19 protein-coding genes and 1 other RNA gene are annotated in these 21,237 nt (G+C 34.1%); 9 read left to right on the forward strand and 11 right to left on the reverse strand.

Annotation, left to right across the window (positions count from 1 at the left end; genetic code table 11):
- Positions 1-10 precede the first annotated feature (10 nt).
- Positions 11-1,501 (forward strand): malate dehydrogenase (quinone), encoded by a 1,491-nt coding sequence (gene mqo, locus Q0893_RS16710; RefSeq protein WP_298903905.1) that lies wholly within the window; start codon positions 11-13, stop codon positions 1,499-1,501.
- Here mqo and Q0893_RS16715 read toward each other — a convergent pair.
- Together Q0893_RS16715 and clpB are read right to left on the reverse strand one after the other, a co-directional pair.
- Entirely contained in the window at positions 1,498-3,084 is a 1,587-nt protein-coding gene (locus Q0893_RS16715; RefSeq protein ID WP_299277807.1) for a T9SS type A sorting domain-containing protein, read from the reverse strand. The genes mqo and Q0893_RS16715 overlap by 4 nt on opposite strands.
- A gap of 181 nt (positions 3,085-3,265) precedes the next feature.
- Positions 3,266-5,875, reverse strand: a complete 2,610-nt coding sequence (clpB, locus tag Q0893_RS16720; RefSeq protein ID WP_299277809.1) for an ATP-dependent chaperone ClpB — start codon at positions 5,873-5,875, stop codon at positions 3,266-3,268.
- Between the two features lie 207 nt (positions 5,876-6,082).
- On the opposite strand from clpB, the gene ytxJ reads away from it, so the two are divergent.
- Together ytxJ and Q0893_RS16730 are read left to right on the forward strand one after the other, a co-directional pair.
- A complete protein-coding gene (ytxJ, locus tag Q0893_RS16725; RefSeq protein WP_298903902.1) occupies positions 6,083-6,466 on the forward strand; it encodes a bacillithiol system redox-active protein YtxJ in 384 nt (127 codons plus the stop codon).
- A gap of 15 nt (positions 6,467-6,481) precedes the next feature.
- Entirely contained in the window at positions 6,482-7,954 is a 1,473-nt protein-coding gene (locus tag Q0893_RS16730) for a WG repeat-containing protein (protein ID WP_299277812.1), read from the forward strand.
- Positions 7,955-8,012: 58 nt separating this feature from the next.
- Here Q0893_RS16730 and Q0893_RS16735 read toward each other — a convergent pair whose 3' ends face one another.
- Both Q0893_RS16735 and fahA read right to left on the reverse strand, forming a co-directional pair.
- Positions 8,013-9,197 carry a hypothetical protein gene (locus tag Q0893_RS16735; RefSeq protein WP_299277813.1) on the reverse strand — a complete coding sequence of 395 codons (1,185 nt, stop codon included), beginning with the start codon at positions 9,195-9,197 and terminating at the stop codon, positions 8,013-8,015.
- Positions 9,198-9,312: 115 nt separating this feature from the next.
- A complete protein-coding gene (gene fahA, locus Q0893_RS16740) occupies positions 9,313-10,605 on the reverse strand; it encodes a fumarylacetoacetase (protein WP_299277815.1) in 1,293 nt (430 codons plus the stop codon).
- Positions 10,606-10,795: 190 nt separating this feature from the next.
- Here fahA and glyA point away from each other — a divergent pair, with 190 nt between their 5' ends.
- Together glyA and Q0893_RS16750 are read left to right on the forward strand one after the other, a co-directional pair.
- Positions 10,796-12,070 carry a serine hydroxymethyltransferase gene (glyA, locus tag Q0893_RS16745; RefSeq protein ID WP_298903898.1) on the forward strand — a complete coding sequence of 425 codons (1,275 nt, stop codon included), beginning with the start codon at positions 10,796-10,798 and terminating at the stop codon, positions 12,068-12,070.
- Between the two features lie 181 nt (positions 12,071-12,251).
- A complete protein-coding gene (locus Q0893_RS16750) occupies positions 12,252-12,788 on the forward strand; it encodes an RDD family protein (protein WP_299277818.1) in 537 nt (178 codons plus the stop codon).
- A gap of 37 nt (positions 12,789-12,825) precedes the next feature.
- Here Q0893_RS16750 and Q0893_RS16755 read toward each other — a convergent pair whose 3' ends face one another.
- The 7 genes from Q0893_RS16755 to Q0893_RS16785 form a co-directional block, all read right to left on the reverse strand.
- Positions 12,826-13,269, reverse strand: a complete 444-nt coding sequence (locus Q0893_RS16755; protein WP_299277820.1) for a nuclear transport factor 2 family protein — start codon at positions 13,267-13,269, stop codon at positions 12,826-12,828.
- A gap of 73 nt (positions 13,270-13,342) precedes the next feature.
- On the reverse strand, positions 13,343-13,945 hold the full coding sequence (locus Q0893_RS16760) for a hypothetical protein (RefSeq protein ID WP_298903895.1): 603 nt from the start codon (positions 13,943-13,945) through the stop codon (positions 13,343-13,345).
- Between the two features lie 63 nt (positions 13,946-14,008).
- A complete protein-coding gene (locus Q0893_RS16765) occupies positions 14,009-15,568 on the reverse strand; it encodes a hypothetical protein (protein WP_299277822.1) in 1,560 nt (519 codons plus the stop codon).
- 195 nt (positions 15,569-15,763) lie between these two features.
- A complete protein-coding gene (locus Q0893_RS16770; RefSeq protein ID WP_299277825.1) occupies positions 15,764-16,498 on the reverse strand; it encodes a hypothetical protein in 735 nt (244 codons plus the stop codon).
- 94 nt (positions 16,499-16,592) lie between these two features.
- Positions 16,593-16,982, reverse strand: a complete 390-nt coding sequence (locus tag Q0893_RS16775; protein ID WP_298903892.1) for a thioesterase family protein — start codon at positions 16,980-16,982, stop codon at positions 16,593-16,595.
- Positions 16,983-17,017: 35 nt separating this feature from the next.
- A complete protein-coding gene (locus tag Q0893_RS16780; RefSeq protein WP_299277829.1) occupies positions 17,018-17,848 on the reverse strand; it encodes a hypothetical protein in 831 nt (276 codons plus the stop codon).
- A gap of 73 nt (positions 17,849-17,921) precedes the next feature.
- Positions 17,922-18,953, reverse strand: a complete 1,032-nt coding sequence (locus Q0893_RS16785) for a glutaminyl-peptide cyclotransferase (RefSeq protein WP_299277832.1) — start codon at positions 18,951-18,953, stop codon at positions 17,922-17,924.
- A gap of 87 nt (positions 18,954-19,040) precedes the next feature.
- On the opposite strand from Q0893_RS16785, the gene ffs reads away from it, so the two are divergent.
- The 4 genes from ffs (at position 19,041) to fsa (ending at position 21,228) form a co-directional block, all read left to right on the forward strand.
- Positions 19,041-19,139, forward strand: an RNA gene (gene ffs, locus Q0893_RS16790) — signal recognition particle sRNA small type.
- Positions 19,140-19,199: 60 nt separating this feature from the next.
- Entirely contained in the window at positions 19,200-20,003 is an 804-nt protein-coding gene (locus Q0893_RS16795) for an SDR family oxidoreductase (protein ID WP_298903889.1), read from the forward strand.
- 45 nt (positions 20,004-20,048) lie between these two features.
- The gene (locus Q0893_RS16800) at positions 20,049-20,471 is read left to right on the forward strand and encodes a hypothetical protein (protein ID WP_298903888.1); all 423 of its coding nucleotides are present in this window, start codon (positions 20,049-20,051) and stop codon (positions 20,469-20,471) included.
- Positions 20,472-20,574: 103 nt separating this feature from the next.
- Positions 20,575-21,228 (forward strand): fructose-6-phosphate aldolase, encoded by a 654-nt coding sequence (gene fsa, locus Q0893_RS16805; protein WP_298903887.1) that lies wholly within the window; start codon positions 20,575-20,577, stop codon positions 21,226-21,228.
- Positions 21,229-21,237 lie beyond the last annotated feature (9 nt).

Consider the following 21,237-nt stretch of genomic DNA (forward strand, 5'->3'; position numbering starts at 1 on the left):
TAAAAAAAACATGAGTAAAACTACTGTTCATATCGATAAAGACTATGATTTAATATGTGTTGGTGCAGGAATAATGAGTGCGACTTTAGCGCTAATGGCTAAGTTATTTGATCCTAATATGAATATTCTCATTTTAGAACGTCTAGAAGCTGTTGCTTTAGAAAGTTCGGCCGCATGGAATAATGCTGGTACAGGGCATTCTGCTTTATGTGAATTAAATTATTGCCCAACCAATGAGCATAATGATGTGTCTATAAAGAAAGCGATTAAAATTTGTAATCAATTTGAAGTATCTAAACAGTTTTGGTCTTTTTTGGTTGAACAAGGATTGATAGAAAACCCTCAAGATTTTATACAGCATGTTCCGCATCATAGTTGGGTTTATGGTGCCGAAAATGTGAGTTATCTAAAGCGTCGTTATGAAGCTATGAAATCACATTTTATGTTTGACGATATAGAATATACAGAACAGATTGATAAAATGAAGGAGTGGTTCCCGCTGATAGCTAACGGAAGAGCAACAGATGAGCCAATTGCTGCGAGCAGAATTGATAGAGGGACAGAGGTTAACTACGGAAATTTGACGCGGCAATTATTTTCAATCCTAGACGAACAATTTGATACCAAAGTGCAGTGCTATCATGAGGTGCTTGACATAGATCCTGATGAGGATATTGAATGGTCTATAATTGCAAGAGATTTAAAAACTGATCAAAAAAAGTACTATGATGCTCATCACGTATTTATTGGTGCTGGAGGCGGTAGTTTATTGCTGTTACAAAAAGTTGAGATTCCTGAGAAACATGGCTATGGAGGCTTTCCCGTAAGTGGTGAATGGTTGGTTTGTAAAAATGAGGACATAATTAAGCAACATTTTGCTAAAGTCTATAGCAAGGCAGGACCAAATGATCCACCAATGTCTACGCCTCATCTTGATACACGTTTTATTAATGGGAAGCGAGAGTTGTTATTTGGACCTTTTGCTGGTTTTAGCCCTAAATTTCTAAAACAAGGATCAAACCTAGATTTATTTAAGTCTATAAAATGGAATAATATTTCACCTATGTTGGGAGCGTTTTGGCACAATCTTCCATTAACCAAATACCTTATCGAGCAGGTGACAATGAATCATGAAGATCGTATGCAAGAACTTCGGAAGTTTTATAGTGAGGCTAAAAGTGAAGATTGGGAATTGTTAGTTGCTGGACAACGCGTTCAAATTATCAAGAAAAATGAATTTGAAAAGGGAGTTCTACAATTTGGAACTGAAGTGGTAAGCAGTGAGAATGGAAGTGTCACCTGTTTATTAGGGGCTTCACCTGGTGCATCAACAGCAACACACGTTATGTTAGACGTTTTAGATAAAGCATTTCCAGAACTTCTACACTCTGAAAAAGGGAAAGAATTAAGCAAAAGGATTGTACCAACGTGGCGCGTTGATATGAGCGAAACTATGTTTAAGCAACAACTGGCTAGATGTAAGGACTTATTAGATGTTTAGTCAATAATTATTTTTTTCGTTATAGTTTCTACGCCAGATTTAATTTTTAAAAAATAGATGCCACTACTTATTTGGTTTCTAATGTCTATCGTTATGTCATTAGAAATTCTATTGCTGTTATTGTCGTCTATAGTTAGAAGTTGTTTACCGTTAATGCTATACACATGAATTGAAAAATTAGCTATCATGGCATCGCTTAACGACACTGTGAGGAGTCCGTCGCTGGGGTTTGGTTTTATGGACACCCTATTTTCGGTATCTAGTTCTTCACTTGAGAGTGTCGTGTTCTCTTGCATGAAAATTTTATAGCCGTCGCAAGTTCCAAGAATGATATCCATATAACCATCATTATTAATATCAATATAGTCATGGTCATAGGTCGAAACGTTCCATGGGTTCATGGTATCTCCATATGGATGCGTTAAATTTCCACTATGTAGGCCGTCATTTTCAAAAATAATAAATCGCCTAATCGCACTAGTTTCACAAGGAGGAAGATCTGTATCTACACTAGATAGACCTACATCTAAATCGCCATCATCATCAATATCCACCATTTTTACATTTCCACCGAAACCGTCAGTTCTATTGGTAGGCATATTATATTGGGTTGATGTGACGTTTTGATCTATCACAACACTTGTGATTTTATCGACATAATCGGCAGCATCATCAACTAAGTAAAAATCGAGCATGCCATTATCATCCAAATCACCTGCGGTAAACATATAAGGATTTGGTCCTGGAAGTCTTTGCCAGTTGGTAAATGTGGCATCACCATTATTATATAAAATTATGGTGCCTTTGGTATTAAATGGAGTAATATCGTTTAACCCTAGGTTTTTAATAATGTCTAAGTCTGAATCGTTATCAACATCGTGAAATTCTACACCAGTACCAAAGCTAGAATTTCTTAAATCTCCTAAACGGGCTATGGTCTCGTCTGTAAAATTTCCAGTGCCATCATTGATGAGTAAAACATCGCGAGCGTTTCCTGAAGGCGCATAATTTATCATGTATAAATCATTAAAGTTGTTACCTGTGAGATCGCCTCCCCAGCCAGCACAAAATTGGATAGGATTGACAGTTATTGTGGGTAAACGTGTACTTGTCTCATCTTCAAACCCTTGCCAGTTACCATCAATATCATTTCCTTGATTAATAAATAATTTAGGCTGATCTTCAAAAGTGCTAATGACAAATAAATCTGGCCAATCGTCATTATTAACATCAATACAAATTACATCTCTAGAATCTGTGACATCCGATAAGAATTCCGGAGCATAAAGGTGGGTTTCATCTGTTAAAACGCCGTCTCTATTCATAAATAGTAAGTCAGTTTTGGCTCCAGGAGAGGAAAATGGTGCTTTTCTTACGACAACCAAATCCATTCTTGAATCCCTATCAAAATCACCTACAGCTAAGTCTTTTTCTTGATCATCTACAGCATTGATATCGTTGTTTCCTGTAACATTGGTAATAACTATACGTGAATCGGTTTCGTCATCAAAATCAATCCATTGTCCGTAAACGGAAGTGCAAATAAGAATTAATAGGAGCGAGGTAGTGTATTTTGTAGCCATGATAAAAGGGATTAATTCTTATAAAAATAGTAAATTTTATCCGAAGTAATCGTTAATTGTCAGGTGTTTATAGTTTGTAAAACGGAAAAGCAACGCTCGTTTTATTTCTAAAACTTACGTTGCTTTTCAACTAACCAACCACTTAAAAGACTGTTGTACAAAGATTTTGTTACAGTATCATTTAAATTTCTTCTGAGACGAAACTAGCTTCGTTTCTAAATACGAGTTTATTATCAAATGAATCTAGTAAAATAATGCTATCGGTTGTTATCTGTCCCGACAAGATTTCTTTACTTAAAGCATTTAATACTTCTTTTTGAATCACACGTTTTACAGGTCTAGCCCCATATTCCGGGTTATATCCCTTTTCGGCCAAATATGCTATGGCTTCTGGCGTGGCATCAAAAGTGATTCCTTGTTTTGCAATCATTTTTTGAACACCCTTTAACTGCAAGCCAACGATATCTTTTATGTTTGCTTTGCTCAGCGGCGTAAACATTATGGTATCGTCTATACGATTTAAAAATTCTGGTCGTACGCTCTGTTTTAGTAAGCTAAGAACATCGATTTTTGCTATTTCGATGGCAGAGTCTATGTCTTTAGTAGCTTCAAAACGTTCTTGAATAATCTGACTTCCCATGTTTGAGGTCATGATAATTATAGTGTTTTTGAAATCTGCTACACGACCTTTATTATCTGTTAAACGTCCTTCATCTAGCACCTGCAAAAGAATATTGAAAGTGTCAGGATGAGCTTTTTCAATTTCATCTAGTAGAACAACTGAATATGGTTTTCTTCTCACAGCTTCCGTAAGTTGTCCACCTTCATCATATCCAACATAACCTGGAGGTGCTCCAACCAATCGACTTACGCTATGACTTTCTTGAAATTCGCTCATATCTATTCTTGTCATGGCGTTCTCGTCATCAAATAAATATTCGGCTAAAGCCTTTGCTAATTCTGTTTTTCCTACACCTGTGGTTCCTAAAAACAAAAAGGTTCCCACTGGTTTTTGAGGGTTTTGAAGGCCAGCTCTAGAGCGTCTAACGGCATCACTAACAGCTGTTATAGCTTCTTCTTGCCCTACAACACGTTTGTGCAATTCGTCTTCTAATTTTAAAAGTTTATCACGTTCGCTCTGAAGCATTTTTGTTACTGGAATACCTGTCCATTTCGCAACCACTTCTGCAATATCATCATACGTAACTTCCTCTTTAATTAGAGAGCTTTCATTTTGATTTTGTTTCAATTCTTTTTGTAATACTTCTAACTGTTCTTGAGCCTCTTTAATTTTACCATAGCGAATTTCGGCTACTTTTCCGTAGTCACCTTCACGTTCGGCGCGTTCGGCTTCAAGTTTAAAGTCTTCAATATTCGATTTTGCTGTTTGGATATTATCAACAACTTCTTTCTCACTTTTCCATTTTGCGTTAATTTCATTACGCTCCTCTTTTAGGTTTGCTAAATCGGCACGCAATGCTTTAAGTTTTACTTCATCTTTCTCGCGTTTAATGGCTTCAATTTCAATTTCGAGTTGCATGATTTTTCTGTCCAACACATCCAGTTCTTCTGGTTTGGAGTTGATTTCCATACGCAATTTCGAAGCTGCTTCATCCATAAGGTCTATAGCTTTATCAGGAAGGAAGCGATTAGTAATATAGCGTTCTGACAGTTCAACAGCGCCTATGATAGCCTCATCTTTAATACGTACCTTATGATGTGTTTCATATTTTTCTTTGATACCTCTTAGTATGGATATGGCGCTTTCTGTATCTGGTTCATTAACCATTACTTTTTGAAAACGACGTTCGAGTGCTTTGTCTTTTTCAAAATATTTTTGGTATTCGTCTAAGGTAGTTGCTCCAACAGCGCGGAGTTCTCCACGCGCTAAAGCTGGTTTTAGAATATTGGCAGCGTCCATTGCTCCTTGTCCGCCTCCCGCACCAACAAGAGTGTGGATTTCATCTATAAACAAAACAATGTCGCCATCGCTAGTCGTTACTTCTTTAATTACAGCTTTTAGTCGTTCTTCAAACTCGCCTTTAAATTTTGCGCCTGCTATAAGAGCACCCATATCTAGCGCATAAATTTGCTTATCAATGAGATTTTCTGGAATATCACCATCTACAATACGATGTGCTAAGCCTTCTGCAATAGCAGTTTTACCCGTTCCAGGTTCTCCAACTAGGATAGGGTTGTTTTTAGTACGTCTAGATAAAATTTGAAGAATTCGTCTTATTTCTTCATCACGACCAATAACGGGATCTAATTTTCCATCTTTAGCAAGTTGATTGAGGTTTTTTGCATACTTATTAAGTGAATTATAGGTGTCTTCTTGACTCTGAGATGTGACCCTATCACCTTTACGTAATTCTTCGATAGCAGCATTAAGTCCTTTTTCGGTAACACCTTGATCTTTTAACATTTGAGCAATTTGACTTTTTGATTTAAAGATTGCTAGAATCAAATGTTCAATAGAAACGAAGTCATCATTCATTTTTTTTGCAATAATGGATGCTTCATTTAATGCTTTACTAGCCTCGCGGGAGATCATTAAATCTGCTCCCGAAACTTTAGTGAAACTTTCTATTTGTTTATCTAATGCTAATTTCAGTATGTCTATATTTACATTCAATTTCTTTAGAATGAATGGTAGTACGTTCTCATCGACCTCAAAAATAGCCTTAACAATATGTTCGTTTTCTATCTGTTGATGTCCCATACTTTGAGCTAGTTGCTGAGCTTGCTGAATGGCCTCTTGAGATTTTATTGTATAATTATTAAAATTCATATATTTTAAACTATTATTATATTAGTAATTTATGCTAGTGATAAGTCAATAACCTTACCAATTGCAAATGATGAAAATTAAACGACAAAATGACCGATTTAGTGTGTGATAACGTGACTTTTCGTCAGTTTGTAAGATTATATTAAAGGTACGACTTATACAATGTAAATGTATTTTATACATACATAATTTATATAAAAATTAACTATGGGATTTTTAAAAAGTATATTCGGTTCATCTGAACCAAAAGAAGAAAAAGTATTGCCTTGGCAAGCCTTAATTCATGTGTCACAATTAGATGACATTATGAAGCGATCACAGTCAAAAACGCAAGTTATTTTTAAACATTCAACACGCTGCGGTATAAGCAGTATGGTGATGAACCAATTTGTTAGTGCTTATGATGTGGATGCGAATGTTGATTTGTATTATTTGGATTTACTTAGTTTTAGGGATGTATCTAATGAAATAGGGTATAAATTTCAGGTGATTCATCAGTCACCACAATTACTCATTATAAAAAATGGATCTACTGTTGCCCATGCATCTCATGGAGCTATAAATGACATTGATTTGGAACAGTTTATTTAGTGATTTCTTAATCATATGAAAGCGCTAAAGCAAGCCATATTTACGTTTCTGATTTTACTTTATGTAAATATGCTATCTGCTCAACAGTTTGAAATATTTTACGATTTTGAAACTAAATTGTATCAATTGCAGGACGGGCAAACAGGGGAATTACGTCCCGAAACATATGAAAATATAGAATATAACCGAGAAGGCAATTATATTATAAAAACAAAGGAAGGAAGCGGTTTACTAAATGCATATGGGGACATTTTACTAGAACCTGTTTATGATAGAATTTCAACATATGGCAAGTACGACATTGCGCGCAAAAACTATGATTTAACCGAAGTATATAATTCCAAGTTTGAGAAGATTTTGGAAGGCGCATATTCCAATGTTTATTTGAAAGATAACGTCCTATATGTTACGAGCAGTAAAACCAAAAAGCGAGGAGTTCTGGATAGTTTAGGTGCTATCATATTGCCTTTGGAGTATGATTATGTTAAAGATTATTATCCGCAGGACACAGAAAGGTTTGTGTGCATAAAAGGTGGGAAACATGGTGTTGTTGATTATAATAATGAAGTCGTAATACCATTTATATATGACGACATATTACTTTTTAATAATGACTATTTAGACCCTCAAAACTTAGATGTTATTGAACCTGAAAAGATGTATTCGGTTGTGAAAAACATATCGAATACCGAATTGAAAATTGGTGTAATAGACTACCAAGGAACAACACTAGTTCCTTTAGATTATTCAAATGGCTACCCAATATTTACTCATGACTTATTTGCAATGGGAAAAGACAACAAATTTGGTTATGTTGATATTAAGAATGAAGTTAAAATTCCTTTTATATATGATGAAGCTCTTCCCTTTTATTATGAAGTAGCTAGTGTGAAAAAGAATAATCGCTATGGAGTTATTAACGAAAATAATGACGTTATAATTCCTTTTGACGTGTACAGGAGTCATTTTGTTTTTACGCATGGTCTATCAAAATTTTCTCTAAATCATGGAAAATATGGTTTGATTAATACTAAAGGTGAAATCGTGATTCCTCAAATCTATGATACTATTGAATATGTGGTGTTGGGCAGATATTTCAGAGTAAAAAAGGATGGAAAAAGCGGTATTGTTAATTTAGAAGGCAAAGAAATTATACCGCCTAAATATAGCTTTGTTCAAACATTATTTAAGGATGAAGAACATAATAAAACTTATTATTTTGTTGGAATAGATGGTAAAAATGGTGTGGTGGATGAAAATGATACAGTCGTATTAGATTTTAAATATAGATATGTTGGAAAGTATGAGGATTTTATTGTTGTAAGCACCGATAATAAACACGGTATTTTGGATTTAGAATTTAAAGAGCTCATTCCACCAAAGTACCCAAAAATGAGAATCCATAGTAAAAATTGGATTAGTGTTGGAGATGACGAAGGTCGTAGTTTCAATATTGACCTTTCTGGAAATATCACTACAAAATTTTAGAAATAAAAACTCCCAAAGTTAATTACTTTGGGAGTTTTGCTTGAAATATATAGATGAATCAACTTCTTCTCATTCGATAAGAGTTGATGATGTTTTTTAATTTCAGTTTTAAATCTTCACCTGTATCATATACCATTTGCGCATCGGTAGGGAAGTGTAAAGGCCTATTACGGGTTAAATCGTACTCTCTTCTGTTTAACGCTCTTTTATCTCCTCTAACGGTTGCATAAATATGTTCGAATACAAATTCACTATCAATTGGAAACGCATCCAGTGTTTGATTTGTTTTTAAGTCTGTATATACTAAATCTGCAATAACTTGCGTAGATTTAAATTGGTTGACTTCAAAGTAACGCGCTCTTACATTAACAATCTTGTCAATTTTTATTTTGTTGCCAAGGCTATCAACCATAATATGACCATTGCTATCTGTTTGATATTCCCAACCGTCAATAATCTCTTTTTGCTTTAACCTTTGGATCGTATTTACCTCTTCTGGTGAAATGTTAATACGTTTTAATTGTAATTGCATAGCAAAGTCATAGTTTATATCTGAAACTTGATTAGCGTGATATACAGTCCAAAACTGATTTAATCCATAGGTGTCAAAGTTTAATAAATCGGCTTCCAGTCGTTGTGGAATGATTTGACGTGTTTGGTTTTCTATAGACACCATCACATAATCGATTCCTTTTTGATGAGCCTCTGTCATTAAACTTCTGGTCTCTTCAAAGTTTGGATTGATATTTTCAATATATTTAAATATGTTATAGGCTTCTCTAGCGTTATACTTGTCTTCAGAATCTAAAAGCGCAATGCCTTCATCTATTAAATACTCTGAAGTTTTATATCTGTAATCAACGATTTCTGTAGTATAATCATTAAACTTTAGGTTTAAATTTCTACCATTAATTTGTAGTGGCAAAACACGTTTGATAGCATTTTGTCTCGCTTCTAAATCCAAATAGATTTCATAGATAACTTTGTATTGCTCAGGGTTTCCATCCTTTTTTAAATGCTGGATGTCTTGTAGGTCTTCTTCTAAAACTTTGTAGTAAGCCTCTTCGAGCATAACAATATAATCTTGCTTACGCTTTTTATCTTTGTTATTTTCGAGTTTTCGTAGGGCGTCATTAATAGCTTGGTCATAATTACCATGACTAATTGCTTTTTCAATTTGTTTTCTTCCGCTACACGATGTTAGTACCAGAAGAAGTACTGTTGTGAGTAGTAATTGCTTCATAATTCTGGATTTTATTGATTATTTATTAATCAATTCCAAATATGATGCCAAAGAAAAAACTCGAGGTAAAATTTATTATTTAGCTCGAGTTTAAATTATATATAATAAGGTGTTTTTATTTCTTTTTCTTGGGGTTAAACACAGGTAATAATTGCGTTTTCACAGAGCCAAATCCAATACGTGTTCCATCATTTTCACAGTAGCCTCGCATAATAACCGTGTCATAATCATTAATAAACTTACGTTCGCTACCATCTTTCATTTTTAATGGTTTGGTTCCTTTCCAAGACAACTCTAACATAGAACCATAAGAATCTTCTGTTGGTCCAGAAATAGTTCCACTTCCCATCATGTCTCCAGAATTTACAGGGCAACCATTAACAGTGTGGTGTGCTAATTGTTGAGACATGTTCCAGTACATATATTTAAAGTTTGATTTGCAAACTGTAGTTTCTTTAGCACCTTTAGGTTGTATTGCTGCTTCTAAGTGAATGTCAAAACTTTTTTTGCCTTTAGATTGCAAGTAATCCAAAGGTTTAGGGTCTTGTTTAGGGCTGTCAACTCTGAAAGGTTCTAGAGCGTCTAAAGTTACAATCCATGGCGACATTGAAGACGCAAAGTTTTTTCCTAAGAAAGGTCCTAACGGAACATATTCCCATTTTTGGATATCACGTGCAGACCAATCATTAAATAATACTAGTCCGAAGATATATTCTTCAGCTTCATCTATCGGAATTGGTTCACCTAAGTCATTGGCATCTGTTGTTACAAAGGCCATTTCTAATTCAAAATCAACAAGATTTGAAGGACCGAAAACAGGTTTTTTTGCACCTTCAGGCATTGTTTGTCCTTGAGGTCGATGAATAGGTATGCCTGATGGAATAATCGATGAACTGCGTCCATGATACCCAACAGGTAAATGCAACCAATTTGGCATTAAAGCGTTATCAGGATCTCTAAACATGGTACCAACATTAGTGGCATGTTCTTTACTCGCATAGAAATCTGTGTAATCACCAATTTGAATTGGCAATTGCATTTCAATTTCATCTAAACGAAATAATACAATTTCTTTATGTGGGTTGTTGTTTTTTAATTTATCATTTTCGGCATCAAAAATTTCGGCAATGCGGTTACGCACTAAACGCCAGGTTTTTCTTCCGTCTGCAATAAAATCATTTAGGGTGTCTTGAAGAAAAATGTCATCTGTTAAAGGAATTCCTTCGAAATAACCTAATTGGTGTAGTGCTCCTAGGTCGATGGCTGTATCTCCAATTCGAGTTCCAATGGTTATAATATCATCTCGTGTAAGAAATACTCCAAAAGGAATGTTCTGAATTGGGAAATCTGAGTTTTTTCCAACGTGTAACCAAGATGAGCGATCAGGATTATTTGCAGATAAAGGCATATTATAGAGAGTTTTGTTGTTTTTATTTTCTATTCAAACCTACATATTTAATTGCATAAAACCATAAAAATTTAAACTAAATTTACCTGTTAATAACCTGCTCATAAAACATGGCGTTAAACTCCATTTTTTAAATCTTTTTAATACAATGATTTCTTATTTTTGGTAAAATTTAATTCAAACTTGATATATGCAACGCGATTCACAAATTTTCGAACTCATAAATGCTGAAAAAGAACGACAAATAAACGGTTTAGAGCTTATTGCTTCTGAGAACTTTGTAAGTGACCAAGTTATGGACGCTGCAGGTTCTGTTTTAACCAATAAATATGCTGAAGGCTATCCAGGTAAGCGTTACTATGGCGGTTGTGAAGTTGTTGATGAGGTTGAGCAAATTGCTATTGACAGAGCTAAAACCTTGTTTGGAGCAGCTTATGCAAATGTGCAACCACACTCTGGAAGTCAGGCTAATACAGCTGTTTTTGCATCATGTTTAAAACCAGGAGATACTGTTCTTGGTTTTGATTTATCTCATGGAGGTCATTTAACTCATGGTTCTCCAGTGAATTTTTCTGGAAAATTATATAACCCTACATTTTATGGTGTAAAAAAAGATACAGGACGTATCGATTATGATATGCTTTCGGATGTTGCCGAAAAAGAAAAACCAAAGCTAATTATAGCTGGTGCTTCGGCATATTCTAGAGATATGGACTTTGCAAAATTTAGAGAAGTTGCAGATAATGTTGGTGCGATTTTATTGGCCGATATTTCTCATCCTGCTGGTTTAATTGCTAAAGGTATTTTGAACGATCCACTACCACATTGTCATGTGGTGACAACTACAACTCACAAAACATTACGCGGACCTAGAGGAGGTTTAATTATGATGGGTGAAAATTTTGAGAACCCATTTGGAATTAGGCTTAAAAATGGCAACCTTAGAAAAATGTCTGGATTATTAGATTCTGGAGTTTTTCCTGGAAATCAAGGTGGTCCATTAGAGCATATTATAGCGTCTAAGGCTATTGCGTTTGGTGAAGCACTTTCTGATGACTTTATGCATTATATGCTTCAGGTAAAGCACAATGCTGCAGCGATGGCTAAAGCCTTTGTTGATAGAGGATATCATATTATTTCTGGAGGTACAGATAATCACATGATGCTAATCGATTTAAGAAACAAGGATATTACTGGTAAAGAAGCTGAGGAAGCTCTTGGAAAAGCAGATGTTACCGTCAACAAGAATATGGTTCCATTTGATGATAAGAGCCCGTTTGTTACATCTGGAATTAGAGTAGGGACGGCTGCTATAACGACAAGAGGATTAAAAGAAAATGATATGGAAACCATTGTAGGTTTTATAGACGAAGCTTTGATGAACTATCAAGACGATGCTAAATTGGAAGCTATTGCAGATAAAGTAAATGATATGATGAGTGGCAAACCATTGTTTAATGCTTAAAATTGTAAGCGTCCTAAAACATAAAAAAGGCCTTCCAAATTTGGAAGGCTTTTTTATTAGGTATTAGTTTGTCAATTGGTATAGATAGTATGACAATTGAAACATGGATTATAACAGCTCAATCCCTTTTATTACATCTTAATCAATTTTGCTCGTAGATTTGATCAAAAATCAAATGGTTATGCCAGGCAAAATTAATTATGTTATAAAAAGATCGTTAGCCTATACTATGGATGTTACTATAGTATACCTTTTTGTAATGCTGTGTTTACAGTTATTTGTGTTAGTTCCGCTACGGAATTATTTTGGGATTACAGAAGATTGGTTTAGAGTAGGGTGGAATGTTCAAATGTATGTTTGGCTAACAATTTCATTACCAACTTGGCTCTATTTTATATGTTCTGAAACGTCAAAATATAAGACAACTATTGGGAAAAGAATAATGGGATTGAAAGTATTGAATACTATACCCAATTCGCAAATTTCAGTACTAACAGGTCTTAAGAGAACAGCGCTTAAACTGTTACCTTGGGAATTAATTCATATAGGTTTGAACTTGCCTGAGCCTATTTGGTTTAATGAACATGCTGCGTTTCCAATTGCAACTTTGATAGGGATAATTTTGTTCATTGGATATGTCTTATACATGATTCTCGCTGTAACATTAGAAACACCTTATGACAGGTTATTAAGAACTAGAGTCGTTTCTCAAAAATGAAATAAAAAAGACCTTTCAATTTGAAAGGCCAATATATTTAATGCTCTTTATTTAGTGGGCCTTCCCAAAGGACTTGTTCAATCATCCATTTATCTCCACGTTTTGACAAGAGGATAAAATCAATTCCCCACCATGCTTTAACTTTTGCAGCGGCAATGGTCTCACCAATATCCAATATAGTTACTTCCTTGGGAGCATCTTTAGCTGGAAATTTTTTATTGTCTTTAACGTCTGTTGCAAATGCCAAGGCTTGCTCGAATGACATATGTTTAACTTGGCGATAATCAACCTTGTCTTTATTTTTCCAAAATCCAAATTTATGGAGTGTAGGCTGCAGACTGGCTTTAAGTTTTGTTGTCTCTCCTTCGTAAAAGCCTTCTAGATAATTCATACATGCTTTTGTAACGCCTTCTTTTGCAGACTGAGCGATACATATTTGTGCACTTAAAGTTATTAAAAGGACAAAAATAATGCGTTTCATGGTTGTTAGAGTTTTTAATTAAGCAATTAAGTTAATGAAATAACCCTATCAAACATGTTAACTGCTTGTTAATCTATAATTTTGCAAAGAGGTCTTTTAAAGACTTAAAGTCGCGTCTTTTATACGTTTTTGTGTCTCTTTTATTGATGTAGTTAATTAAATCTTTTTTGGGACCAGAAGACCAAAAATTAAAAATACTAACCAACTTGCCATTTTCTTTGATGTAAATGTCGTTCATTATTTTACCATCAAATGGTTTTTTTAGCAAATCATAAACAATGGTACTATTGTCTTTTTTATAGATTTCCCGAAACAATTTGTCATGACCTTTAATTGAAACAAAGGTTGTTTCGGTATAATCTCGATTATCGTCTTTATACAAAATAACAGTATCGATGTTTTCATTAGGTATGTAAACACATTTGTCTTTTGTCTTTAAAATTGTAGTGTAATCTTTATAGCGCTTATGGTTGATACTGATTAAACCATTAAATGTTTGTTGGTCTTTTAAACGGATTTGACCAGTATAATAATAAACATCATCGTTGTTGATTGTACTAAATTGAATGGTTTCAAGTCCCAGAAGTTCAACTTCGTGCTGTTGCGCTTGAAGATTTGTGAAACTCAAAGTTATGCACAAAAGAAAGATACTTTTAATTAGAATTTTAGATGCCATAGTTATTGATTTTTTTAAGGTTTAACTTGCTTAAAAGGCATCAATAATTGTTCCAAAACAACGTTAATCTTCATCAAAAGTTACATGCTGATAAGCTCCAATATCTGGAGGAGATGTTCTGGTTGTTCCTAAAATATCTGTCGTAATTAAAAATAATGGATCCCCTTCACCATTTGCTGCAGAATCATCACCAATCATCAGCATGTTTTCAAAAGGTAATTTAAAATCTGGATCACTATTAAAAATACAATCATCGTATAAGTCCCCATTACTAATATTATATTGTTCTTGAGGGAAGTTATTATTACTATCCTGAAAACGAATTAGGCAATTAGTAAACTTAAACGTAAAAGCCGAGCCGTCGTTAATATCATCCAAAATGATCTCTGGATTATCATTTCCGAAGATAATACAGTTGTTAAAATTAGCTTCAATTAAATCTAAACCATTGTCATTTCCGTTGATATCTGTAAAGAAATTATTAAGTAACACCGAAGGGAACTGTCTAAAGCTATTATTCCAATAATTAGCTATAGTACAATGGGTAAAATTATATTTCCCTCCTGCAGTACCAGCAAAAGAGGATTGTCCAGAATTATTTATAACTAGATTTTCGGCAGCTATTGAGGTCGCACGTCCTAAAATTCCGAAATTACTAGAATTATAGATTTGCGAATTATTAATGGTTAATTTATCATTGGTTGCCGTGGCATCACCTTCAGACAAAATACCTACAGTTCCATTTTTGATAGTAGTGTAATTAATTTCGTTATCAACACTTCCGTTAAATAGCCAAATAGTATCCCATTGTCCAGGAATATCGGCAAACCCAGGTTCTAGTCGATCGCCTTCAAAAATCACTTCGTTTTCTAATAATTCTGGATCGTTACTCAATGCGCCATTTACTTTTAAAGATGCATTATTAGTTACAAGTAAACCAGAATTGGCATGAAAATGAACACGAGCACCTGCATTTACTGTTAAGACATCACCTTCATCTACAGCGGCGTAGCCATAAATAACATAGGGTTTTTCATTGGTAAACGTAAGTTCATCATCTTCAAGAAAACGCCCCTGTATTTGTGTTTCATCTGGAGTGCCATCGCCATCAGTATCAAAGGTTAGTGTCTCAATAATGCCTGTTGTATTGTCTCTATCTGGATAGATAAACACTGCATCTTTTATAAGAGTTACCAATTCTACTTTCTGCAAATTATTACCGCTATCAAATTCAATAGCATCTGTGTATAAAAATTCTAAGCTATTTTGGGCGAGGTCTTGTATATCAGCAGTGGTCTCAACAAAAATGAATAAGCTGTCATTGGCTAAAAGCTCGACATTTTGAAATTCTTTTCCAGGAAGTCCGTCTACATTTAATCTATAATTAGATGCTTCTCCTTGTCCAAGGCGAACTGTTGGAATTGAAATGTCTTCGTTACTTCTGTTATATACCTTTAAATTATACGTACTAGATCCTATGTTAGTAAAAACCGTGTCTAAATAGACTGTGTCTTTTGAAAATGTTAAGTTTCCAGTACTGGGAGAAAAATCAAAATCTTTACGACATGAACTCCAAAGCATAAGTATAGAAATGGTAAGTAGAAAATATAAAAGTCGTTTCATCTGTTCGTTTTATTCTTTTTATAGCTCTTAAACTGTTGATTTTAAGATGTTTTGGTACTAATTATGAATTTTCCATTTAAATTATAATGGTTTTTAATTCTAAAACATAGTATTAAAGCACTAATTGTGCATGGAGGCACTAAAATATAACTTTTGAAGTCATCTTTTAGTATAGATGTAAAAAAATATTTAGGGTTAATCTTTTTTGTTATGTTCTTCAAGAAGAATGTTAAAGGCTTTACTATGTTTAAGTAGTTCATCTAAGAGACTAAACTCGTTACTTTTTGAGAGTAATGATGAGTTTAGTTGCTGAGCATTGCAATAAACAAAGAATAAGTATTCGTGCTGTTTTTGAATTTTAAGCTCATCACGTAAGAACTTTTCATTAAAAAGTGCGCCTTTTTTAAATAGCTTTTGTAGATCTTCAACTTCAATAATTTTAATAGTTTCCTCTTTCTTTTTAAAGAGTTTCCCTATTAAGTTTGCCAACTTAATCAAATCGAGTGTAGGTTGTAAATTTTTACCACTTCCAAACACACGTTCTTTAAAGGCTATTTGTCCTTGTTTTGCTGTTGTACTTGCAATGAGCAGTGTATCCACTTTCTTTTCGTTAACCTTAGATATTTCAACTTCATCAAGTTCATTAGTTACCTTCTTGAGTTCAATAACCACATCTTGACCAAAATAATTTTGAGTTACTGTAATGGTTTTTTGATGATGGAAAAGGGAACTTACAACAATGGTGTCGTTAAGTTTTGCTTCAATTTCGAAAACACCTTTACCATTTGAGTAGGTTAAAATGTTTTGAGTTTTATTGACAAATTTAGCCCCTTTAATTGTGGCTTCGGCATCATAGATTATACCCTTAATTGTTTGTGCATTTGAACACAAAGGGATAATTAGCAAGATAAATAATCGCAGTAATTTCAAATGGTTATGTTGATGGTTGTTATCTCAAATTAAAAGAATTTTGAGAATAGGCATATGCTAATTAAGAGACTTTAACAGTGCTTTTAATGTTCTTTTAACTAAACAAGGAGTTGATGTTTTCTGGAATTCTAGTTGGTTTATGAGTTTGGAAAGACATAAAACACCAAATAGTTTCCGAGCTCGTGAGCAGTTGACCTGTTGCAGCATTATAAATCTCAACTATTCTTGTTGATTTAACACCTTGAGATTTGGTCACATAAGTTTTAAGCAATAAAAGATCATCCAACAGAGCTTCGGCTTTATATTGAATATGATGGCTTATCATAACCCAATAAAATTCGGCTCTCATAGCATCTGTTGATTTTAAAAGCCAATGTGCTTCGGCTAGGTCTTGAACCCATTCTACATAGCGCACATTGTTAACATGTTGCCTTTCATCTAAATGGTCTTTTGTAACAATAAGCTGCTGTTCGTGCGTTTGCATACCTTCATTTTTGAAATAAAACTTAAAAGTAGATATTATTCTTTCCTTCTGAAAATAGAACTTATATTATATAGAAAATTTCCAACAGAAGTACGTTCAATAGTTCCATTTCTAATAAGCATGCGACGTTCTTTTTTTGTTGGAATTGGTATTGATGTAGGGCTTATTCTCCCAATAATTTGGACATTCGATGCATTTGGACGTTTTTCTTCTTCAACAGAAGACACCATGCCTACGACACTAGAAATCTTATAATAAATGGGTTCCAATGTGATTTTATAAGTACTAGCTTGTTTAACAAGTACATCTACGGTTTCAAAACCACTACATTCAACACGTATAGTATCATTAATTTTACATTTTAAGGTGGCGTCTCCAGCCATATTTGTTTTCACCTTGTTGGTGCTTCCTTTTAATGAAATAAAAGCATAAGCCAATCTGTTTTTTGATTCTCCATAAACCGTAACAGTGATCATTTTATGGTCAAGAATAGAAACAACTGTTTTACCTTTTAGTTTGACGTGTTCTGTAGAGTCAACTTTAATGATTTGAGGTTTGCCTTGGGCGTTAACCTCTTGAGCTCCGAGGCTTAAAAATGCAAAAAGAGTAGAGGCAACATAAGATAAATAATTGTTTCTCTCTTTTCGGCTTAATACTAGTTTTCTTTGGAGTTGCGTTGGTTTAAATCGTCCGCAAAGGTTTGTCTCACTTTGTAATGTTTTAACGATTTGTTCATCTGTTGATGCTGTAAAATCTGTTACCGTTTTATGACACGATATGCAGTGACGACCTTTTTCATTTGGAGTCATTTGATTCCAGTCTTCATGACAAGGTTCTGGGATGCTAACTTGAATAGATGTTCTCATGACTCAAAGAACGAAAAACCATAATAGCTTTCAAATTGAGAATGAGTGAATATGACTTTTGGTTGAGCAAAAGCTACTTTTCAATAATCTCTACCTCAAATAGTTTGTCCCAGCGTTTACCAGTAACAAATAAAGTTTTGGTTTCGGGGTTGTAGGCAATACCATTGAGTACATCTAAACCATCATGTTGTGTCACTAATTTTTTGAGAGGAGAGAAATCTATAACGGCTTCAACAGCACCATTATTAGGATTTATAATAGCAACGCCGTTAAATTGATATCGGTTTGCATAAATTTTTCCGTTAACCCATTCTAATTCGTTAAGACCTTTAACTTTTCCTTTTTCGCGGTAGGCTTGCAGTTTACCTTCTTCAACTAAGGTTTCAGGGTTTAGGAACCAGATGTTTTCGGTTCCATCGGTTTTATAAATGTGTGTTCCGTCGTTACAAATACCCCATCCTTCTTTACTTTTTCCGTAGGTAAAGCTACTTGTTTTATCTAAAGTGTTGACGTCATAAACAAAACCAAGCCCTTCTTGCCATGTGAGTTGATAAATATGGTCGTTAAAAATAGTTAGACCTTCACCAAAGTATTGATTTTCTAAATCGACATTTTGTAAAACTTCACCTGTTTTATAATCTACCTTTCTCAATTTAGATTCACCATATTGTCCTGTACTTTCATACAATTCGCCATTATGAAATTCTAAACCTTGAGTATAAGACGTGATGTCGTGTGGGTAAGTATTAATGATTTTATAACTATATACTTTTGGGGTTTGATTATTTAGGATAGTAAGTTTTGTGCTAATATCTTGAGAAGTATCGTCATATTTTACTGTAGCAGTAATCGTTTGAATGCCTAATCGTTCGTCATCAAGTAGAAATGTGTCTTCAATAGGAGCTCCATTTAATTTGTAGTTTACTGAAGAAATCTCCAATCCCTTAGGGTTTTTTATTGATAAATTGACGGTTTCTCCAAGTTTAACCACATTGTTTTTAGCACCTGTTTCAATAGATAACTTAGTTTTTTGAGTTCCAGAGTTTCCACATGAGAATATTGTGATACTTAAAACAGTGATTATGAAAGTTTTAATTGATCGCATTTTTGATATGATTTTGATGCAAGTTATTTAATAAAATTCAGTTTAAAAAATCATTGCAAAAGTATTAAAAGATTGTATCTTTGCAGTCGGCAAGTCCTACACAACCAGCTCCTGCTTAATCCTCCAGGTCGGGAACGAAGCAAAGGTACGCGGTCGTAGCGGTGTGATGTAGGTAGCTTGCCTTTTTTTGTACCCAATACTTTCCTATTTTATTGTACTTTTGAAATCAAATTATCCCATAATAATATGTCCAAAGTTGTTTTAATTACAGGAGGGTCTTCAGGAATAGGTAAATCTATAGGAGAATTTCTTTCTCAAAAGGGGTATACTGTGTATGGAACAAGTAGATCTCCAGAACGCTATCCAGACTCGAAAATAAAGTTAGTAGCTCTAGATGTTGCAGATATTAATTCTATTGATAATGCAATCAAAACTGTGGTAGAACAATCTGAAAAAATAGATATTCTTATTAATAATGCTGGCGCAGGTATTACTGGTCCAATTGAAGAAATACCTAATGAAGAAATTAAACGTAATTTCGAAACTAATCTTTTTGGTCCTATAAATGTAATTAAAGCGGTCTTACCACAAATGCGAAAACAAAATTCAGGATTGATTATTAATGTAACTTCAATTGCTGGATATATGGGGTTGCCATATCGAGGTATTTATAGCGCAAGCAAAGGTGCACTAGAGCTGATTACTGAGGCGTTTAGAATGGAAATAAGAGATTTCAATATTCATATGACTAATGTTGCTCCTGGAGATTTCGCCACAAATATTGCCGCTGGAAGATACCATGCACCTGTTGTAAAAGGATCTCCGTATGAGAAAAAATATGGAAATGTATTAAAAGCTATTGACGATGATGTTGATAGTGGGGGCGATCCGATAATGGTGTCTGAAATGATTTATAAAATTATCAACACTAAAACGCCAAAAATTCACTATAAAGTTGGAGCGTTTATGCAAAAATTCTCGATTGTTTTGAAACGTATTCTTCCAGATAAAGTCTATGAGAAATTGTTGCTTAATCATTATAAATTATAACCTCTGGTATGTTTTTTGATGTTAGTTGAGAAATCATTAATCATTATGAAACGACTATTACCTCTACTATTATTTGTTTTAAGTTCAATTATGTTGTCTAGCTGTGAGGACGTCTTTGATTGTATTATTAATCGCAGACCAGAATTACCAAATAAGTCCTTTGAAGTAGGCACGGTGGAATCTTATTATTATGATGAGTTTAGAGCCGAGATTAAAAATGAACCTCGGGATGACGATTATGGTTATATTTTCGAAGTTGATGATAATTTGCCTGACGGTTTAGAGCTATTTGTTAATTACAGAACGGTTTCTATAGAAGGTTTGCCAACACATCCGGGAACTTACACTTTTACCGTTTATTTATTTGTTGATCCTCCTTTAAGTTATGACTATGATACAGATCAATATGATGATCCGCTGTGTTCAGATTCTACATCCAAAGAATATACCATTATCATTAACCCATAGATTGTATATTGTTAATATCATTTCATAATATGTTCTTCGGAAGGTGTGATAAAATTGTAAATTCGTGCACATAATTTTAAACACAACTATAACATAACTACACATGAAATTTTTTATTGATACAGCCAATCTCGATCAGATTAAAGAAGCGCAAGACCTTGGTATTTTAGATGGTGTAACTACCAATCCGTCTTTGATGGCAAAAGAAGGTATTACAGGTCATGACAATATCATGAAGCATTACGTTAATATTTGCAATATTGTTGATGGTGATGTCTCTGCTGAAGTCATTGCGACAGATTTTGAAGGCATGGTAAGAGAAGGGGAAGCCCTAGCAGACTTACATGAACAAATCGTAGTGAAATTGCCAATGATTAAAGATGGCGTGAAAGCATGTAAATATTTTACAGATAAAGGGATTAAAACAAATGTCACTTTAGTCTTTTCTCCAGGACAAGCGTTATTGGCTGCAAAAGCAGGCGCAACTTATGTTTCACCTTTTATTGGTCGTTTAGATGATATTTCTACAGATGGCTTAAATTTAATTGCAGAAATTAGAATGATCTATGACAATTATGGTTTTGATACCGAAATATTAGCAGCTTCTGTACGTCATACAATGCATGTAATAGATTGTGCAAAATTGGGTGCAGATGTTATGACTGGTCCTCTGAGTTCAATTATGGGGCTGTTGAAGCATCCTTTAACAGATATAGGTTTAGAGAAGTTTCTTGCCGATTATAAAAAGGGCAATTAATTACATTAT

Origin of the sequence: uncultured Psychroserpens sp. (genome assembly GCF_947494225.1) — a bacterium.
Lineage (GTDB): Bacteria > Bacteroidota > Bacteroidia > Flavobacteriales > Flavobacteriaceae > Psychroserpens.

Excerpts from the sequence above, each read along its gene's own strand:
- Q0893_RS16775 (WP_298903892.1), bottom strand. The coding sequence starts at position 16,982 with ATGCAAACGCACGAACAGCAGCTTATTGTTACAAAAGACCATTTAGAT.
- ytxJ (WP_298903902.1), top strand. The coding sequence starts at position 6,083 with ATGGGATTTTTAAAAAGTATATTCGGTTCATCTGAACCAAAAGAAGAA.
- glyA (WP_298903898.1), top strand. The coding sequence starts at position 10,796 with ATGCAACGCGATTCACAAATTTTCGAACTCATAAATGCTGAAAAAGAA.
- Q0893_RS16800 (WP_298903888.1), top strand. The coding sequence starts at position 20,049 with ATGAAACGACTATTACCTCTACTATTATTTGTTTTAAGTTCAATTATG.
- fahA (WP_299277815.1), bottom strand. The coding sequence starts at position 10,605 with ATGCCTTTATCTGCAAATAATCCTGATCGCTCATCTTGGTTACACGTT.
- Q0893_RS16785 (WP_299277832.1), bottom strand. The coding sequence starts at position 18,953 with ATGCGATCAATTAAAACTTTCATAATCACTGTTTTAAGTATCACAATA.
- clpB (WP_299277809.1), bottom strand. The coding sequence starts at position 5,875 with ATGAATTTTAATAATTATACAATAAAATCTCAAGAGGCCATTCAGCAA.
- Q0893_RS16760 (WP_298903895.1), bottom strand. The coding sequence starts at position 13,945 with ATGGCATCTAAAATTCTAATTAAAAGTATCTTTCTTTTGTGCATAACT.
- Q0893_RS16765 (WP_299277822.1), bottom strand. The coding sequence starts at position 15,568 with ATGAAACGACTTTTATATTTTCTACTTACCATTTCTATACTTATGCTT.
- mqo (WP_298903905.1), top strand. The coding sequence starts at position 11 with ATGAGTAAAACTACTGTTCATATCGATAAAGACTATGATTTAATATGT.
- Q0893_RS16715 (WP_299277807.1), bottom strand. The coding sequence starts at position 3,084 with ATGGCTACAAAATACACTACCTCGCTCCTATTAATTCTTATTTGCACT.
- Q0893_RS16730 (WP_299277812.1), top strand. The coding sequence starts at position 6,482 with ATGAAAGCGCTAAAGCAAGCCATATTTACGTTTCTGATTTTACTTTAT.
- Q0893_RS16795 (WP_298903889.1), top strand. The coding sequence starts at position 19,200 with ATGTCCAAAGTTGTTTTAATTACAGGAGGGTCTTCAGGAATAGGTAAA.
- Q0893_RS16735 (WP_299277813.1), bottom strand. The coding sequence starts at position 9,197 with ATGAAGCAATTACTACTCACAACAGTACTTCTTCTGGTACTAACATCG.
- Q0893_RS16750 (WP_299277818.1), top strand. The coding sequence starts at position 12,252 with ATGCCAGGCAAAATTAATTATGTTATAAAAAGATCGTTAGCCTATACT.
- Q0893_RS16780 (WP_299277829.1), bottom strand. The coding sequence starts at position 17,848 with ATGAGAACATCTATTCAAGTTAGCATCCCAGAACCTTGTCATGAAGAC.
- Q0893_RS16755 (WP_299277820.1), bottom strand. The coding sequence starts at position 13,269 with ATGAAACGCATTATTTTTGTCCTTTTAATAACTTTAAGTGCACAAATA.
- fsa (WP_298903887.1), top strand. The coding sequence starts at position 20,575 with ATGAAATTTTTTATTGATACAGCCAATCTCGATCAGATTAAAGAAGCG.